At 72.9% G+C, this 16515-nt stretch carries 15 protein-coding genes; 7 read left to right on the top strand and 8 right to left on the bottom strand.

Translation table 11 applies throughout. The annotated features are described in order from the left end of the window. Nucleotides 1-29: 29 nt before the first annotated feature. Nucleotides 30-392 carry a hypothetical protein gene (locus ACH4J0_RS25935; protein ID WP_396242973.1) on the bottom strand — a complete coding sequence of 121 codons (363 nt, stop codon included), beginning with the start codon at nucleotides 390-392 and terminating at the stop codon, nucleotides 30-32. A gap of 467 nt (nucleotides 393-859) precedes the next feature. Continuing rightward, nucleotides 860-3112, bottom strand: a complete 2253-nt coding sequence (locus ACH4J0_RS25930; protein WP_396242972.1) for a hypothetical protein — start codon at nucleotides 3110-3112, stop codon at nucleotides 860-862. Nucleotides 3113-3667: 555 nt separating this feature from the next. Between ACH4J0_RS25930 and ACH4J0_RS25925 the strand changes: the two genes are divergently transcribed. From ACH4J0_RS25925 to ACH4J0_RS25910, 4 genes are all read left to right on the top strand, one after another. Continuing rightward, on the top strand, nucleotides 3668-5200 hold the full coding sequence (locus ACH4J0_RS25925; RefSeq protein WP_396242971.1) for a flavin monoamine oxidase family protein: 1533 nt from the start codon (nucleotides 3668-3670) through the stop codon (nucleotides 5198-5200). Then, nucleotides 5197-6540 carry a glutamate-cysteine ligase family protein gene (locus ACH4J0_RS25920; protein ID WP_396242970.1) on the top strand — a complete coding sequence of 448 codons (1344 nt, stop codon included), beginning with the start codon at nucleotides 5197-5199 and terminating at the stop codon, nucleotides 6538-6540. Before ACH4J0_RS25925 ends, ACH4J0_RS25920 begins: the two co-directional genes overlap by 4 nt. Nucleotides 6541-6659: 119 nt before the next feature. Continuing rightward, nucleotides 6660-6896, top strand: a complete 237-nt coding sequence (locus ACH4J0_RS25915) for a hypothetical protein (protein ID WP_396242969.1) — start codon at nucleotides 6660-6662, stop codon at nucleotides 6894-6896. A 70-nt stretch (nucleotides 6897-6966) separates the two neighbouring features. Beyond that, nucleotides 6967-7935: a phosphatidylinositol-specific phospholipase C domain-containing protein gene (locus ACH4J0_RS25910; protein WP_396242968.1), complete on the top strand. Its 969-nt coding sequence runs from the start codon at nucleotides 6967-6969 to the stop codon at nucleotides 7933-7935. A 39-nt stretch (nucleotides 7936-7974) separates the two neighbouring features. Here the strand turns inward: ACH4J0_RS25910 and ACH4J0_RS25905 are convergent, their stop codons facing one another. Next, nucleotides 7975-9084 carry a DUF2690 domain-containing protein gene (locus ACH4J0_RS25905; protein ID WP_396242967.1) on the bottom strand — a complete coding sequence of 370 codons (1110 nt, stop codon included), beginning with the start codon at nucleotides 9082-9084 and terminating at the stop codon, nucleotides 7975-7977. Between the two features lie 368 nt (nucleotides 9085-9452). Here ACH4J0_RS25905 and ACH4J0_RS25900 point away from each other — a divergent pair, with 368 nt between their 5' ends. Further along, a complete protein-coding gene (locus tag ACH4J0_RS25900) occupies nucleotides 9453-9923 on the top strand; it encodes a helix-turn-helix domain-containing protein (protein WP_396242966.1) in 471 nt (156 codons plus the stop codon). 91 nt (nucleotides 9924-10014) lie between these two features. Here the strand turns inward: ACH4J0_RS25900 and ACH4J0_RS25895 are convergent, their stop codons facing one another. The 4 genes from ACH4J0_RS25895 to ACH4J0_RS25880 form a co-directional block, all read right to left on the bottom strand. Next, nucleotides 10015-10779 carry a D-Ala-D-Ala carboxypeptidase family metallohydrolase gene (locus ACH4J0_RS25895; protein WP_396242965.1) on the bottom strand — a complete coding sequence of 255 codons (765 nt, stop codon included), beginning with the start codon at nucleotides 10777-10779 and terminating at the stop codon, nucleotides 10015-10017. Between the two features lie 83 nt (nucleotides 10780-10862). Continuing rightward, the gene (locus tag ACH4J0_RS25890) at nucleotides 10863-11588 is read right to left on the bottom strand and encodes a peptidoglycan-binding protein (RefSeq protein ID WP_396242964.1); all 726 of its coding nucleotides are present in this window, start codon (nucleotides 11586-11588) and stop codon (nucleotides 10863-10865) included. Between the two features lie 221 nt (nucleotides 11589-11809). Beyond that, nucleotides 11810-12895, bottom strand: a complete 1086-nt coding sequence (locus ACH4J0_RS25885; protein WP_396242963.1) for an N-acetylmuramoyl-L-alanine amidase — start codon at nucleotides 12893-12895, stop codon at nucleotides 11810-11812. Beyond that, nucleotides 12892-13335: a hypothetical protein gene (locus tag ACH4J0_RS25880; RefSeq protein ID WP_396242962.1), complete on the bottom strand. Its 444-nt coding sequence runs from the start codon at nucleotides 13333-13335 to the stop codon at nucleotides 12892-12894. Before ACH4J0_RS25880 ends, ACH4J0_RS25885 begins: the two co-directional genes overlap by 4 nt. A 57-nt stretch (nucleotides 13336-13392) precedes the next feature. Here ACH4J0_RS25880 and ACH4J0_RS25875 point away from each other — a divergent pair, with 57 nt between their 5' ends. Both ACH4J0_RS25875 and ACH4J0_RS25870 read left to right on the top strand, forming a co-directional pair. Then, entirely contained in the window at nucleotides 13393-14601 is a 1209-nt protein-coding gene (locus ACH4J0_RS25875; RefSeq protein ID WP_396242961.1) for a 4-hydroxybenzoate 3-monooxygenase, read from the top strand. A gap of 33 nt (nucleotides 14602-14634) precedes the next feature. Further along, nucleotides 14635-14883, top strand: a complete 249-nt coding sequence (locus ACH4J0_RS25870) for a hypothetical protein (protein ID WP_396242960.1) — start codon at nucleotides 14635-14637, stop codon at nucleotides 14881-14883. Here the strand turns inward: ACH4J0_RS25870 and ACH4J0_RS25865 are convergent. Then, the gene (locus ACH4J0_RS25865; protein WP_396242959.1) at nucleotides 14835-16475 is read right to left on the bottom strand and encodes a multicopper oxidase family protein; all 1641 of its coding nucleotides are present in this window, start codon (nucleotides 16473-16475) and stop codon (nucleotides 14835-14837) included. The genes ACH4J0_RS25870 and ACH4J0_RS25865 overlap by 49 nt on opposite strands. Between the last annotated feature and the right edge of the window lie 40 nt (nucleotides 16476-16515).

Raw genomic sequence — 16515 nt, 5'->3', positions numbered from 1 at the left:
ACACCGAGCCCGCCGCCGAGTGCCACCGCTCAGCCCTCGCCGGCCTCCCGAACCAACTCGCGCACCAGCTCCTGGACGCCGTCCTCGCCCCGGTGCTCGATCAGCACCGCGACCCACCCCGCCAGCCGTTCCCGCTCGGCCACCGTCCACCCCGGCGCGGACGGGTGCACCTCCACGACCAGCGACCGCGCCACGGCCAGCAGCCCGGGCGTCGGCTCCGGCCGCCGCTGCCGCTCCGGCAGCGCCCGCAGCGCCAGCCGCCGGGCGACGGCCGTCACCTCCGCCGCGGTGCCGGCCGGCACTTCCAGTGCGGGCAGCCCCGGCACCTCCGGCGTGCCCATCCGCACCAGGGCCGCGATGTACGCGCGCACCTCCGGGCCGTCCGCATCCATCCCCTGTTCCTTCCCCGTCCCGTTCCGCTCTACGTGGCTTCCGTCGACCGGGGTTCAGCCGCGCCCGGCGGCCGCCACCCGGGCAGTACGGGTACGGCCGGTAAGCCGCCGACCGCCACGACGGAGGCGACCGCTCCGTCCGCCGCCCGGCCGAGCCAGACCGCATTGTCCTCGTCCGCCGCGAAGGTCACGAGGTCGCCCCCGGCTCCGTCGCCACCTCGACCTCCCGGACCTCCGTCAGCGGATCGTCGGCGCCGGTCCCCACGCCTCCCCGGGCCCTCTCCGGAGACGAAGAGCGCGTCCGGCGGCCTCCGTTCGTCCTCGCCCGCCACCAACCGGGCATCCGCCGTGCACGTCACACGGGGAGCGCAGCCGGCCCCACCGAAGGCCGTCGGAAGGCCTTCCGACGGCCTTCCGACGGCCGGTCGGGGCAGCTGCCCCGACCGGCCGTCGGTACTCGGTGTTCGCTATTTCTTCGTCTGCGCCACCGGGGTCTGGTAGGGGTGGTGGTGGGTGCTGCCGACGTGCAGTTCCTCGTCGGGCTTGCCGGCGAGCCTGGGCAGCACGTGGGTGCCGAAGGGGTCGGTGACGGTCACGGCGTTGCCGTTGCGGCGCACGTCGTGCGGCGAGCCGATCGAGTAGGAGGCGAGGGCGATCCCGGTGCTCGGGGTCGCACCGGCGCTGGGCGCGGTGCCGAACAGGGCGCTGGCCACGGTGAGGCTTGTCGGCGTCGTGCCGAGGGTGGTGAACGCGGACTGCTCGCCGCCGTAGACGCTGCCGAAGGCGGCGCCGCCGGTCACGGTGGTGCCGGAGGGCACGGTGACCGGGACGGTGGTGCCGGCCGGGCCCTGGACGGTGACCACGCCGCCCTGGACGTAGCCGCTGACGCTGCCGGCGGTCAGGCTCTGCTGCCAGGCGGTCTGCTCCTGGAGGGTGGTGCCCGCGTCGGTGAGGGTCTGGTTGACCACCGGGGTGTCGGCGGTGTACCAACCGCGGTACGTGGAGAGGATGTTGGTCAGGGTCTGGAGGGCGAGCCGGTCGTCGGTCAGGTTCGACTGGTGCATGAAGAACGGGCGCGGGTCGTCGCTGAGCACGTACCCGAGGGTGATCTTCACCTGCATCGGCAGGACGTAGCTCGCCCAGCCGGTGGTGAGGTCGAGCGGCGAGATGCAGGTCGTGGTGGTCGGGTTGGCCTCGCAGTTGCCGCTTCCGCCGTTGGCCTTCGAGGTGTAGAGCCAGTTGTACTCGCTGACCTCGTCGGACTGGGTGGAGACGTTGTAGAAGACGTTGATCGGGTGGCGCGGCACGCCGAGCGCCGAGGCGATCTGCCGCTGGCCGGTCTCCCGGGAGGCGTCCACGCCGAGCCACTGGATGTTGTTCTGGCTGAGCGCGGCGAGGAAACCGGGGTTGTCAGCGGGTTGCTGCGGCAGCATCACGGTGCCGGAGTGCTCACCGGCGATCAGCTCGCCCGGGCGGAACGGCAGTCCGTTGGCCTGGCCGAACTGGATGTTCTGCTGGATCTGGCTGTTGACGGTGGCCTGGTCGACGTACTGGATGGCACCGGTGGAGTCGGTCTGGCACTTCCACGGGATCACGGTGAAGTTCTGCACGCAGCCCAGGAACGGGTGCTGGTAGGTGTGGTTGAGCCACATGAAGCTGTTCTTGTTCGCCAGCAGCGCGGTGGTCAGCGGGTCGGTGCCTCCGTTGGCCGCCGCGTAGTCCAGGCTGGGGCCGCCGTTGAACAGGAAGTCCAGGGTGTAGCCGTTCTGCTGCTCCCAGGCGACGGTGGCGCTGACGTCCGTGGGCGTCATCCGGATCGGCGTGGTCGCCGGGACGGTGCCGACGCAGTCGCCCTCGCCGGGGGTGCAGTTGCCGACCTGGCTCCACCGGGAGTTGGCGTTGAAGAGGTCGTCGATGTGGGCGGAGAAGTAGTTGCGCCAGTAGCCGAGGTGGACGCCCTTGGTCACCCAGTCCACGATGCCGTGCGCCAGCAGCCGGAACTGCTGCTGGTAGTAGTTGTAGGCGAAGGTCAGCACCAGCTGCTGGCGCCCGCCGGAGCTGTAGACCCCGGCGAGGGTGCCCTGGGTCTCGGTGCCGGGGATCGTCTCGGTCAGGAACGGCTCGAAGTGCGAGCCGGTGGCCGGGTTGTCGGGCAGCGGGGTCGGCAGGTAGCCGTACGAGCCGTTGCCGCCGGCGGTGCCCTCGAAGGTCACCGGCCCGTTCAGGTAGCGGAAGGCGTCCGCCCGGGCGGAGGCGGTGGCGGTGGCGGTGGTGGCGTCGAACGAACCGGACCAGCTCGGGGCGGACAGGCCGGTGTCGGCACCGGGCCAGACGTAGGCGTCCACCTGCCGGACCTGGTAGGTCTGCTCGTACCCGCTGAGCGCGCTCAGTTCGGCCGCGGAGAGCTGGGCCGGCGCGTCGTTGGGCAGCACGACGCCCTCGAAGTGCCCGTGCGGGGTGCCGTCCGCGAGGGTGTCGGCCAGGAAGGTGGCGGCGATCGTGGCACGGCTGGTACTGGTCAGGTCGATGACGGTGGTCGGAACGCCCTCGGCGGAGAGCTGCTGCCGGATGCCCTCGACCCACGGGTTCCCGTCGGTGACCACCAGGACGTTCAGGTCCACCCGTGAGCTCGTGGCCGAGGCCGGCACGACGGTGGCCAACCCGATCACCGCGGTGGCGACGGCCAGCGCGACGACGGGGAGGAAGCGGAAGGCTCTCACGCGAAAGCCCCCTGCGGTATTGCGGTGAGTCGACTCATGGGAGCCGATGATGCCCGGCCGGATCGGCCCGGCGCAGCAGCCTGGGAACAAGATTTGCCAAGGGGTGGGGAATTGCTGGCAGAAGCGGACCGGGAACCGGCCCGCACTCAATGTCCGCGACGTGAACGGAATTTGACGGAACCATGCGCACACCGCCACAACCAGTGGTGTTGCCCGTCCTGCCACCTCCGAGGCGGCCGCATCCCGCGGTTCTGGCGGGCGCCTGACAATTACCCTGGCGTGTACACCGAACCGGCTTTTCCGCGCCGCCGCCGGAATACCGGTCAGGTCAATTTCCGGGCTCCGCGCGAAGGCCCGCCCCGGCGCGTGGAAGCCGGTTTCGCCGCCGTGCCCGGCCCGATCGCCCCACGCGCCGGAGCGGGGCAATCGGGTAGCAACCTTGGCCCTTCACGCCGGGTCCGTCCCGTCACTCGCGTCGGCGCCGCTGAGTGGCACACGAACCAGGCGTGGACCAGGCTGAGGCGGAAGTCCGGTCGCCAGAGGGGTGCGGTGTCGATGTTCGATACGAGCTTTGCGTTCCCGCGTTCCCTGCTGAACCCGGTGGCGGGCGCTCGGGGGCGGGTCGCCGTCGTCGGCGCGGGGATCGCCGGCCTGGTCTGCGCGTACGAGCTCGAACGGCGCGGCTTCGACGTCGTGGTCTACGAGCGGTCGAACCGGCCCGGCGGACGGGTGCGGACCCACCGCTTCTGGGACGGCACCCACGTCGACCTCGGCGCGATGCGCATCCCCGGCAACCACCACTGCGTGCTGCACTACGTCTCCCGGTTCCGCCTGGAGACCCGCCCCTTCGTCAATGCCAACCCGCGCGCCTACTACCACCTGCGCGGCCGCCGGGTCCGCGTCCAGGACGTGGCCTCCCTCTACCCCGCGTACGCGCTGCGCCCGGACGAGCGCCAGGCCCCGACGCCGGTGCTGGACCGCCTGCTCGGCCCGGTGTGGCGCACGCTCACCGTCGAGCAGCAGGAGCACACGCTGGCCGGCCACTGGGACGACCCGGCGCTGGAGCAGGCGGCCTCGGTGTCCCTCTGGCAGTTCGTCCACGAGCACCTGTCGCAGGACGCCTGGGACCTCATCGGCCACGCCAGCGGGCTCGCCCACTACGAGCAGTCCTCCCTGCTGGAGGTCCTGGTCGACTACTTCGGCCTGTTCCACGAAGGGCAGGTCGAGCTGGTGGACGGGCTGGACGCGCTGATCCACGCCTTCGTCCGGGCCCTGCGCCCCGACACCCTCCGGCTCTCCAGCCGGATCGACGAACTGGCGCTCACCACGGACGGCGTCCGGATCCGCGGCAAGCGGCTCGGCGCCCCGCTGGAGGACCGCGCCGACTACGTGGTGTGCTGCGTCCCGGCGCCCGCATTCGACCAGATCACCGTCAGCCCGGGCCTGCCCCATGCCCAGCGGCACGCCGTGCGCGGCATCAGCTACGCCAGCAGCAGCAAGACCGTCCTCCACCTCACCCGCCGCCGCTGGGAGCTGGAGGACGGCATCCACGGCGGCGGGAGCTTCACCGACCTGCCGATCCAGCAGTGCTGGTACCCGTCGGACAACGCGATGCCGGTCACGGACGGGGTCAACGGCAGCGCCGACCACCGCTGGGCCGCCCGCGACCCGCTGCGCTCGGCCGAGCCGACCGCGCTGCTCGGCGCCTACCAGTGGGGCGCGAACGCCCGGCGCTTCGCCGCCCTGCCCCCGGCGGACCGCGACGCCCTGGTCCTGGACTGCCTGGAGCGGCTACACCCCGGCATCTCCGCCGACGTGGACGACATCCTGCACTGCGACTGGGACGTGCAGACCGGCATGGGCGGCGGTGCCTTCGCCCACCTGACACCCGGCGAGCACACCCGCTACCTGACGGTGCTCGGCTCGCCGCACCCGGCCGACGACCCGCGGATCTTCTTCGCCGGCGAGCACCTGTCCGGCGCCCACGCCTGGTGCCAGGGCGCCGCCCGGTCCGCCCTCGACGCGGTGGACGCCGTCCTCGACCGCGCCGGCCACCCCCGGATCGCCACGCGGGTGGGCACCGCGTGACCGACCGGGAGCCGACCCGGGACGACCTCCGCGCCCCGTTCCGGCCCGCCGGCAGCGAGCAGATCGGCATCGAGGTCGAGTGCGGCCTGCTCGACCCGGCCACCGGGCTGGCCGCCCGCTACTTCGGGGACCACGGCGTGCTGGCCGTCCTGGAGGCGGTGCTGGCCCGCTGGGGCGGTGAGCGCCAGGAGGACGCCGGACGGCTGACCGGCGTGCTGCGCCCGGACGGCAGCCAGATCACCCTGGAGCACGGCGGCCAGCTCGAATACTCCTCGGTGCCCGTCCCGAGCGTGGCCGAGGCGGTGGACGACATGCGGGCCGCGCTGGAGCAACTCGCCGACCTGGCAAGACGGTTGGGCCTGGCCCTGGTGCCCGGCGCCAACCTCCCGTTCGACCGGCTGGCGGACGTGCAGTGGGTGCCCATGACCAGGGGCGCCATCATGCGGGACTACTTCGCCCGGCTGGGCCCGGCGGGTGACCGGGCCCGGTACGTCATGGCGCTGTCGCTCTCCACCCAGGTCACCCTGGACTACCTCTCGCCCGAGGACTTCACCGAGAAGCTGCGGGCCCAGATGGCCGCCGCGCCGGTGGTCGCCGCCCTGCTCGTCAACTCACCGATCCAGCAGGGACGTCCGGAGGGCCTGCTGTCCCACCGCAGCTGGGCCTGGCTGCGGATGGACCCGCGCCGGTGCGGCGTGCTCGCGCCCGCGCTGCGCCCGGACGTCGGCGTGGACGACGTGATCGACTGGGCCCTCGGCCTCCCCCTGATCCACTACCGAACCCCGGACGGCCGCTACCACCCGGCGTCCGACCGCCCCTTCGCCGACCTCCTCCGGCACGGCTACGACGACGGGTCGCGCCCCACGGCCGCCCACTGGGCCTCCCACCTGAACCAGCTCTGGACCCACACCCGGGTCCGCAACACCCTGGAACTACGAGGCTCGGACGGACCGCCCTACCCGTTCATCGCCGCCGTCCCGGCCCTGTGGACCGGTCTCACCTACCACCGCGAATCCCGCGCCGCCGTCTGGGAACTGCTCGGCCACCACGCCCTCGCGCAGCACCGCGCCGCACTCACCGAGCTGCCCGTCCAGGGCCTCGCCACCCGGCTGGGCGGCGACCCCGTCCGTCCACTGGCCGCCGAACTCCTCCGCCTCGCCCGGGCCGGCCTGTGCGCCCGGGTCGCGGCCGGGCGCGAACCTCCGCACGTCCCCGGCTACCTGGACCCGCTGGACGAGATCGTCGCGACCGGCCGCACCTTCGCCGAGCAGTGCCTCGACCGCTGGCACGGCGAGTTCGGCCGCGACCCGGCCCGCTACGTCGCGGCCCACCGGGTCTGAGGCCCACCGGTCGTCAGGAGCCTGTCAGCAGCACGTCAGCAGCCCGTCAATCCGACGCCGGACGCGGGCGGAACGGTGCAATCTGGGGGACGTCCGCAGGCACTCCGGAGGTGAGCCGCATGTCCGTCGTCACCGCGTCCCGTTCCCTCGCCCCCGGTACCCGCCGCCGGGGCCACGGGCCGCGCGCCGCGTTCTCGCTGGTGCTGGACCGCCTCGCGGCCAGCCCGCTGGACAGCCCCGTCCTCCGGGCGATGGGAGCGCCGCGCTCGACCTCCCGCCCGGCCGGACCGCGGCCCGCCTGGTGGCTGGTGGTCGGACCGGACGCGCGGGAGCCGGGCTCGCGCCGAACCCGTTGACGCGGCGGCCGCGTTGGACCAGTGTCAGGTCAAGTCGTCGCAGCCGCACACGGGGTGGAGGAGCCGGGCCATGGACATCGCACGTCGTGACCTTCTCAGGTGGGGAGCCGTAACGGGCGGCGCGGCCGCCGTCGGGAGCCTGTTCGGACCGGCCGCCTCCACCGCCGCCCGGGCCACGGCCTCCTCCTCGGCCACCCCTGGCGGGCTGCCGACGGACAGCTGGATGAGCCGGCTGGACGGCGGCCTGTCGCTGCTCGACCTCACCGTCCCGGGCACCCACGACTCGTGCTGCCAGAACCCCTGGTACGGCACCGAGTGGTCGCACACCCAGAACTGGGGCGTTCCCCAGCAGTTACAGGAGGGCGTCCGCTTCCTCGACATCCGCTGCAACGGCCTGGAGGGTGCGCCCGACGAACTCGGGATCTACCACTCCGACGCCTATCAGCACATCCGCCTCCAGGACGTGCTCGACCAGTGCCGCTCCTTCCTCCAGGCCCACCCCGGCGAGACCGTCCTGATGCGGCTGCGCAACGAGCGCGCCGGCGGCCAGTCGCTCGACGACACCGAGTTCCTGCGCCGGGTCGACCACTACCTCGACGCGCTGGGCTACCGCGGCCTGTTCCACCTCCACGGGTGGCCGACCCTCGCCACCGCCCGCGGGAAGGTCGTCCTGATCGCCGACTTCGCGAGTCCGTGGGGCCTGATCGACTGGTCCAGCGGCGAGAACGGCTACTTCGACACCCAGGACCTCTGGCAGACCGGCGGCCTCGACCCCCTCGGGACCAAGGGCCGGCGCATCGTCGAGCAGTTCGACAAGGCCTCCGCCAACGCGTCCTACCCGAAGATGTTCGTCAACTTCTGCTCGTACGCGGGTGGCTACTGGCCCAGGACCAGCTCGCAGACCCTGATGGACCGGAGCGTCTACCCGTACCTCGCCGCGCGCACCGGGCAGCGCGCCCGGTTCGGCATCGTCCCGATGGACTTCCCGGACCTCCACGTCAACGTGCTGCAGATGCTCGTCGACAAGAACTTCGTCTGAGCCCGGTGGTCGGAGGGCGGCCCGGCCACCGAGCCGCCCTCACGAACTCGCGGCTCCCGGCACCGGGCTCGCGGCCGTCGGGGTCACGGGCACCGGGCTCGCGGCCGTCGGGGTCACGGGCACCGGGGTCTCCGGCACCGGACTCGCGGCCGTCGGGGTCTCCGGCACCGGGGTCACGGGCACCGAGGTCATGGGCGCCGGGGCGGGGGTCTGCATGGCGCCGGCCCGGGCCGCGGGGTCGGTGACCACCGGGATGCAGCCGTTTCCGCCCGGTTGGTGGCCGCAGACCTTCAGGGTGGTGTCGGCCGCGCCGGCGTCGACCATGACTGAGTAGTTGTCGTAGCCCCAGTGGATCAGGGCGGTCTCCTGCCAGCCGGTGTTGGTGGTGATGGTGACCGTGTCCCCGGGGGCGCCGTCGGTGATCCCCGCCCAGGCGGCGCGGCAGCGCGGGCTGTAGTGGAGGTAGAGGATCACCTGGCCGACGTTGCCGGTCAGCAGGGTGTGGTCGTCGGCCTCGCACCCCATGAGCTGGGGATCCTTGCCGGCACAGCCGATGCCCTGGCAGAGCGGGGCGGGCCCGGCCGCCGCACTCGCGGTCGGGAGCCCGGCCGCCGCGGCGCTGGTGTCACCGTTCAGGCCGTGCATGTACAGGCTCGCGACCACGACGAGCGCGAGGCCGACGGCGACCGCGAGCAGGGCCGACGGGCGGCGCCACCCGGCGGCGCGGGCGAGGACGGCGGGCAGGTCCGTCAACCGTTCGACCCGCGCCCCGCGTCGGCCGGAGGGCTGGACCGGCGCTTCGGTCGGCCACGCCGGAACGGCGACCGGCACGGGCGCGGGCACCGGTTCCGGCACCGGATCCGGCACCGGCCCCTCGGCCGCGTCGCGCGCCGCCTCGGCCTGCCGCAGCAGGGAGGTCAGCAGCTCCCCGTCGCAGTCCAGGGCGGCGATCATCCCGGCCAGCGCCTGAGGGGTGATCAGGCGTTTGCCGTTCAGCCAGCGTTCCCAGGAGGCCTTGCTGAGGTAGGTCCGCTTCCCGAGTTCGGCGAGCGAGATCCGGTGCGCGTCCTTGACCGCGCGCAGTTCCTCGGCCAGGCGCCGGGCCGGCTCCGAAAGGTCGTCAGGAAGCGGCTTCCAGGACTGACTCATCGTGTGGGTGCACCTCGGGCGGGTCGACGGCTGACATGGACTGGTCTTCGTTAGGATGATCAGCTTAATCGCGCTCCGCCCTCGCCTCCTGCGGAATCCGGCCCTCCGTCTCAACCGTCTCCACTCCGGCGTCCCAACCCCCAGCTCAGAGGCCATGGAACGGGTCCGCTCGTCTCAGAACATTCGGAGACGGTCGAAGATTCGCGCACGATCGCGCAGAGTTGGCTACGCCGGGTAGCCCCGAGGTCAACACCGGTCCTGGTTCGGGTAAAGACCTCCGCGAGTCAGAGCGGACGAGGGCGCCCGGTGCACCACCGAGTACTGCGCACCACAACGGTCATCTCAGAGGAAGTTCGGGGAAATACCTCATGGGCCGCCAGACGTCCGAGATCACAACACCGTCGCCCGCCGACCAGCTCACCAGCGAGCTGCAGTCGCTGAAGTCCGGGTCGGGGCTCACCTACGCCCGGCTCAGCGAACGCACCCACTACGCGAAGTCCTCGTGGGAGCGTTGGGTCAACGGGAAGCAGTTCCCCCCGCGTGACGCGGTGCAGAGCATCGCGTCCGTCTGCGGGGGCGACGCCGAGCGCCTGCTGGAGCTCTGGCGTCTCGCGGACAGCCGCCGGATCACGTTCGTCCCGCTGGGCGCCCGGGTGCCCGTCGCGACGGCGCCCGTGGCCGAGCCGGCCCACGGGAGCCCGGCCGGGGACGCGGACTCCGCGTGCCCGCACCGCCGGGAGGCCACCCTGCTGCGGCGGGTGGCCCTGGTCTCCCTGGCGCTCGGGGCGGGCGGGGTGCTGGCCGCCGCCGGCCGGCGTCCGTTCCGGCGCGAGGTCTGACCGGACCGGGCGCGAGAAGGGCACATACGCAACGCGGCACCGCGCCCCGTGGGGAGGGCGCGGTGCCGCGGCACGCGGACGGCGCTCGCCGTTACGCGACGCCGTCCTGCCACCACCAGAAGCCCGAGCCGTAGTTGGAGTGCTCGATCCGGCTGTCCACGTGCTGCCAGGAGACGGTGTAGGTCTCCAGGCCGGAGAAACCGCAGGTCTCGGCGATCCGGTAGACGGAGAGCGTCGACAGCCCCGAGACGGCGATGTCGGCGGCCACCCCGTAGGTGTGCATGGAGTTCCCCGCACCGCCCACCGAGGAGTTGTACGCGGTGCTGCGGAAGCCCGAGTTGATGGTGATCGCGCGGTCGCCCGCCTTCTTCCGCAGCGCCTCCAGCTTGTACATGGTGCGGCGGACGTTCTCCTGCACCTCGCCGGAGCCGACGTTGCCGCCGCCGAAGCCCGAGCCGTCGTGGCTGGTGAACTCCGACCAGTTGAAATGGGCGGTGGAACCGTCCGACTTCTCCAGCGAGTTGAGCACGCCGAAGGTCTGCGGGCCGGCGACGCCGTCCGCGCTCAGCCCGTACGCGGCCTGGAAGCGGCGCACCGCGGCGGCGGTGCCCGGCCCGAAGGAGCCGTCCACGGCCACGTAGGACTGCGAGGCGGAGTCCGCCGCCCAGCCCGCGACCCGGATCTGGAGCTCGGACACGGCCGAACCTGAGGACCCCTGGCTGAGGTTGCCCGACCAGCCGTACGCGGCCGCGGGACGGGCGAACCCGATGTCGGCGACCGCGGCGAGCCCGGCCGCGGCCACGGCGCCGGTGCCGTAGCGCAGGAGTGAGCGGCGGTCGAGGGAAGAGCTGTTCACTACGTGCTCCTTCGAGGAGTCGGCACGGGAAGACGTCGAGCGGGGACGATCAGGGGTGAACGAGCCGGGACCGGAGGGGCCTGTCAGTACCAGTTGTGGGCCTGCCAGAAGCTCCAGGCCGAGCACGGGTCGCCGTAGCGGCCCTTGATGTAGTCCAGGCCCCACTGGATCTGGGTGGCCGGGTTGGTCTGCCAGTCGGAACCGGCGGTGGCCATCTTGTCGCCGGGCAGCGACTGCGGGATGCCGTAGGCGCCGGAGGACGGGTTGGTGGCGTAGACCTTCCAGCCGCTCTCGTGGATGTAGATCTGGTCCAGGCAGCCGAACTGGCCGCTCACGCTCCAGCCGTGGCTGGGGAACTTCCACTGGGCGGTGATCTGCACGGTGCGGGCGATGCCCATGGCGTTCATGGTGGCCGGGCCGGCGATGCCGTCGGCGCCCAGGTTGTGCGCGCGCTGCCAGTCGGTGACGGAACCGGTCGTGCCGGAGCCGTAGGCGCCGTCCGCGCCCGCGCCGGCGGCGCGCTGGACCTCGGCGACCTTGTTGTGCAGGGCCAGCTCGGTGCGGGCGCCGTACACGCCGTCCTCGTCGAGGCCGTTGTCGTGCTGGAAGCTGCGGACGGCGGCAGTGGTCTGCGGGCCGTAGTCGCCGTCAACGCCGCTGCTCGCCAGGTAGCCGATGCCCACCAGGTTGCGCTGGACCCAGGTGGTGCTGTCCAGCGCCTGGGCCTGGGCCGGCAGCAGGGCCAGCGCGACGAAGGCGAGCACGGCCACGGCCAGCCCGCGCAGGGCCGAGGTTGTCTTCACGGTCATCCCATTCCTCCGGTGCCTGTCGGGTGATCAGGCGGTGCCGCCCACTCTCGGGGGCCACCCGACCGTCCCGCCACGGAACGGCGGCAGCGGGGACGTCCCGGTGCGGTCCGGGGACACCGTGGGACGGCCGTGGGACGGCGTCGGGACGCTGGCGACGGGGCCGGGGACGGCCGGTGGCCGGCCCGTTCACCACGGACGGGCCGGCCACCGGTGCACAGGGGTCAGGCGAGCAGCCGGCTCCAGGTCCGGGCGTCCACCACGCCGTCGGCCGGCAGCCCCGCCGAGGACTGGAAGGACGTCACCCCCGCCTGGGTGCCGGGTCCGAACGCGCCGTCCACGCTCACCTGGATGCCGTGGGCGACCAGCTGGCTCTGCACGCCCTGCACCGCGCTGCCCGAGGCGCCCCGCGCCAGCGGCGCCACGGCCTGCGACCAGGTCTGGTTGCCGGCCACGCCGTCGGCCGAGGCGTGGGTGGTGTTCTGGAAGGCCGTCACGGCGGCCTGGGTGGCGGGCCCGTACGCCCCGTCCACGGTCAGCGTCTGGCCGCGCTGCACCAGCAGGTACTGCAGGGTCTTCACGTTCTCGCCCGAGGCGCCGCCGCTGAGCACCGGCCAGACCGGGCCGGTCGGGTCCCCGCCGATCCGCGCCGCGACGTCGCGGCGGATCTGCGGGATCAGCGCGTAGAGGCGGTCGCCCGGGCACTCGGTGTTGTTGAAGTCCCGGTGGCCGTAGACCTGGTAGGCGCGCAGCCCGTACTGCTGGCAGATGTAGGTGATCAGGTCGATCAGCGCCGCGTACTGCTGGCTGCGCGGGTCGACGGTGGTGTACGTGCCCTCGTTCTCGATGCCGATCGCCACCGTGTTCTGCCCGGTGCAGTGGGCCGACTCGACGTGCTGGGTGCCATCGCGCAGGGTGGCCAGGCTGCTGTGCCGGCCCTCCATGACGTACGCGCCCCGGCTGACGGTGAAGTGCTGTCCGGTGTCGATCCAGCGCTCGGAGTCCATCTGGTAGGTCTGCATCGAGCGGGCCAGCGAGAACGCCGCAGCCTGCGAGTAGTCCGTCACGTTGGGCGTCGCGGTGTGGTGCACGATCACCTTGTCCGGCGCGCCCGCCAGGAAGGTGAGCGGACTGCTCGCCGGCCGGGCGCCCCAGGCGCCGGTGTCGGCGATCACCGGTCCGGTGGCGGCGCGGGCCGCCCCGGCGGTCAGGGCGGTGCCGAGCAGGGCACCGGTGCCGACGGCGAGGGCGCCGGCCAGGAAGGAGCGGCGGCCGGGGCCGACGGGGCCGGCGGGGTCAACGTGGTTCATACGGGACTACCTGGTCCTTCGCGGGTCAGGGGAGACGGAAAGGCCCCTGCCGCCGGGCCTGCTGACGGCGCGGGGGCAGGGGTGCAAGGGGGGTCGGACCGGACGACTGCCACGGTAGGAGCGCGGCGGTCCGGTCCACCACGCTTCGCCGTCCCTCCCCTGTCCCCCCGCCGTCCCGGGACGGCCCCTGGGCTTCGGCCGCGGGCCGTCAGGCCCGTCGCACCCGGACGCCGCACTCCGCGATCGCGTGCTCCTGGGCGTCCGGGAGTCCGGAGTCCGGAGTCCGTCACCAGGTCGTGGACGTCGGCGAGCGGACAGATGGTGGCGAAGGTGACCCGGCCGACCTTGGTCCGGTCGGCGAGCACCACCGTGTGTGCGCTGCTGCGCAGGAAGGCCCGGTCGGTCTGCGCCTCCATCTCGTCATGCGTGGTGCATTTCACCGCTGCGAGCCGTTCCGTCCCTTCCCTGCATCCAGCAGTGACTAAGCTCCCCTTACTGTGACCGAACGTCAGACGAACCGAACAGCCGATGAATCCGCCGACGTCGTCATCCTCGGCGCCGGACCGGCCGGACTCACCCTCGGCAACATCCTCCACGCCGCCGGGATCGACTGCGTCGTCCTCGAACGCGCCGACCGCGCCCACGTCCAGACCAGGGCCCGGGCCGGTTTCCTCGCCGCCAACACCGTTCGCGTGCTGGACCGCCACGGCCTGTCCGACGGCCTGCACCGGCGCGGCCACCCGCACGGCACCTGCGAGTTCCGCGCCGAGAACGGCAGCTTCCGACTCGACTACGGCGCCCTCGGCCGCCGCGAGCAGCACACCGTCTACCCCCAACAGGACCTGGTCACCGACCTGTTGACCCACTACCTCGACGCGGGCGGCCGGATCAGCTTCGGGACCGAGGCCCAGTCCGTGGGGGAGGCCGCCGGCTACCGCCCCGCCGTCGCCGTCCGCGAGGCCGACGGCCGCCCCCGCCGGTGGCGGGCCCGGTACGTGGCCGGCTGCGACGGCCGCCACGGCGCCGCCCGCCGCTCCCTGCCCGCCGGCACCCGCCGGTACCACCGCGACCACGGCGTCACCTGGCTCGGCCTGCTCGCCGAGGCGCCCCCGAGCCTGGACGCCGTCGGCTACGCGATGCACCCCGACGGCTTCGCCGGCCACATGGCCCGCACCGCCGACGTCACCCGCTACTACCTCCAGTACGAGCGCGGCACCCCCGGCGACGCCTGGTCCGAGGAGCGGATCTGGGCGGCGCTCGACCTGCGGATGTTCACCGCCGACCACGGACCGCTGCACCACGGCCGGATCCTCCAGCGCTCCGTCGTCAACCTGGAGTCCGACGTGATCGAACCGCTGCGGCACGGCGCGCTGCTGCTGGCCGGGGACGCCGCCAGCCTGCCCGCCCCCGCCGCCGCGAAGGGCGCCAACCTCGCCGTACTGGAGGCCGAACTGCTCGCCGAGGCCCTGATCGACGAGCTCACCCGCGGTGACTCCCGGGCGCTCGACCGGTACTCGCGGCGCTGCCTCGACCACATATGGCGGGCGCAGGAGTTCGCCCACTGGATGATCCAGCTCCTGCACGCCCCGGCCGGAGCGGGCGGGGAATCGTTCTTCCACGAGGGCATGCGGCGCTCCCGCGTCGAATCCCTGCGCACCTCGCGCACCCACCAGGACTGGTTCGCCGAGAACTACGTCGGCATCTGACCGTCCCGTCCACCGGACGAAGGACCCCTCGCCATGACCGCCGACTCGGCCCGCCTGCGCGCGACGGCCGACTTCGTCAGGGAGCACGACACCGCCACCCTGCTCCCGCTGTTCGCCGAGGCCGGGCTGCGCCTCCCGGACCCCACCCCGCTCCCCTTGAGCGCCGCCGTCCCGCACGCCCGCAAGGCCACCGTCCCGACCCCGGCCGGCCCGCCGCCCGCCCCGGTCCTCCCTCAGGACGGGCGCGACGGGTGCCGGCCCGGCCGCCCGGGCTCGACGTAGTCGACGGTCTGCATCATCCCGAGGTCCTCGTGCTGGAGCTGGTGGCAGTGGGCGACGGTGCTGCCGGTGAAGTCCTCGTACCGGACCAGGAAGGTGACGGTGTCCCCGGGCCTGCCGCCGGCCAGGTCGACGGTGTCCTGCCAGACCGGCGGGTCGAGCCGCTCGCCGTTGCGGTGGGTGACCATCACGTGGTTGGTGTGCAGGTGGAAGGGGTGGCTGGAGGCCTGGCGGGTCTCATCGGTGCGCACGGTCCACCGCTCGACGGTGTCCAGTTTCAGGGTGTGGTTGACGTAGCCGGGGTCGAACAGGCCGTAGGCCGGGTCCTGGGTGGAGTCGCCGTCGGGATCGGCCGCGGGGGTCGGATTGCTCCCCAGGACGCGGTAGGCGTTGGGGAAGGTCCCGCCGAAGACGCCGGAGTCGATGTGGAAGACCACCTCGCGGTCCGCGTCGGGGTTGACGATGTCGCCCTCGTCGAGGAACGGTTTGCCGGCCGGCAGGGTGGTCGGCAGCCCCATCGGCGGTTCGACGGCCGGTCCCGTCACGTCGACCGTCATCAGCGGCTCGGACACCCCGTCGGCCCGCAGTTGGTAACTGCCGGGGTCGCCGCCGCGGACCAGCACGTCGGCCCGGTTGCCCATGGCCAGGCGCAGGCTGTCGGTGGCGACCGTGGCCGGGAAGGTCACGCCGTCCTGGGCGATCTGGTGGAGGGTGAGGTTCTGCTGACCGTCGGTGAGCTGGAGCGACAGCGCGGTGAACGCCGTCGCGCAGACCAGCCGCCAGCGCTGCACCTCGCCCGGGCGCAGCGTGAGGGTGGGGTTGACCTCGCCGTTGACGGTCAGCGTCGCGGGGACGGCGGCCAGCGCGTTCCCGGAGGTGAACTCGGGGACCTTGCCGTCCTTGAGCCTGAGTTCGTTGACGCAGACGACGATGTCGGCCGCCGCCGCGATCTCCGGCACCTCGTCGACGTCGCCCTCGACGATGAGGACCCCGGCCATGCCCCCGGCGACCTGCACGGCCGTGGCCCCGTGCAGGTGGGGGTGGTACCAGTGGGTGCCGGCCGGGTGGTCGGCCGGGATCTCGACGGTCGTGACGTACGTCGGCTCCGGGTCTCCGGCGTCGACCTGCTCGGCGGTGCGCGGCGCGAACTCTCGGTGCACGTTGTCGGCGTCCCCGGACGGGGAGACGTGCAGGCCGTGGGTGTGCACGTTGAAGCTGTTGAGGTTGTGCGGCCGGTTGTGGCCGCCGCTGTGGGGCTCGTTCGGCGGCAGCCCGTTGACCTGGGTGAGCCGCAGGGTGTCCCCGCCGCGCAGCCGCAGGGTCGGCCCGGGGATCGTGCCGTTGTAGGTGCGGGTGGTTGCCGTCCCGTACCCCGGGACGACGGTGTCCGTGAACCGTACGTCGAGCGTCTGCTCCAGCACAGCCCCCGGCGTGCCGGGCACCGGCCGCCGGGTCCGGAGGGCCGGCTGCGGGAAGGGTACGGGCGCCGCGGCGGCGCGCCGCCGGGAGAGGATCCCGTCGGACGCCGCCACGAGGACGGCGGTGGGGATCGCCTTGAGCATCGACCGACGACTGATTCCGACATTTTCACTCATGGTCGGGCAATCTAGATCAACTCACCGATGTCGCCCGGAA

The sequence above is a fragment of the Kitasatospora sp. NPDC017646 genome (genome assembly GCF_044329365.1).
Taxonomy (GTDB): Bacteria; Actinomycetota; Actinomycetes; order Streptomycetales; family Streptomycetaceae; genus Kitasatospora.
Note: the sequence above shows the minus strand (reverse complement) of the source record. Positions and strands in the feature narration are given on the sequence as shown.

Coding starts and splice junctions, on each gene's coding strand:
- ACH4J0_RS25935 (WP_396242973.1), bottom strand. CDS start 392: ATGGATGCGGACGGCCCGGAGGTGCGCGCGTACATCGCGGCCCTGGTG.
- ACH4J0_RS25925 (WP_396242971.1), top strand. CDS start 3,668: ATGTTCGATACGAGCTTTGCGTTCCCGCGTTCCCTGCTGAACCCGGTG.
- ACH4J0_RS25915 (WP_396242969.1), top strand. CDS start 6,660: ATGTCCGTCGTCACCGCGTCCCGTTCCCTCGCCCCCGGTACCCGCCGC.
- ACH4J0_RS25910 (WP_396242968.1), top strand. CDS start 6,967: ATGGACATCGCACGTCGTGACCTTCTCAGGTGGGGAGCCGTAACGGGC.
- ACH4J0_RS25905 (WP_396242967.1), bottom strand. CDS start 9,084: ATGAGTCAGTCCTGGAAGCCGCTTCCTGACGACCTTTCGGAGCCGGCC.
- ACH4J0_RS25900 (WP_396242966.1), top strand. CDS start 9,453: ATGGGCCGCCAGACGTCCGAGATCACAACACCGTCGCCCGCCGACCAG.
- ACH4J0_RS25890 (WP_396242964.1), bottom strand. CDS start 11,588: ATGACCGTGAAGACAACCTCGGCCCTGCGCGGGCTGGCCGTGGCCGTG.
- ACH4J0_RS25885 (WP_396242963.1), bottom strand. CDS start 12,895: ATGAACCACGTTGACCCCGCCGGCCCCGTCGGCCCCGGCCGCCGCTCC.
- ACH4J0_RS25870 (WP_396242960.1), top strand. CDS start 14,635: ATGACCGCCGACTCGGCCCGCCTGCGCGCGACGGCCGACTTCGTCAGG.
- ACH4J0_RS25865 (WP_396242959.1), bottom strand. CDS start 16,475: ATGAGTGAAAATGTCGGAATCAGTCGTCGGTCGATGCTCAAGGCGATC.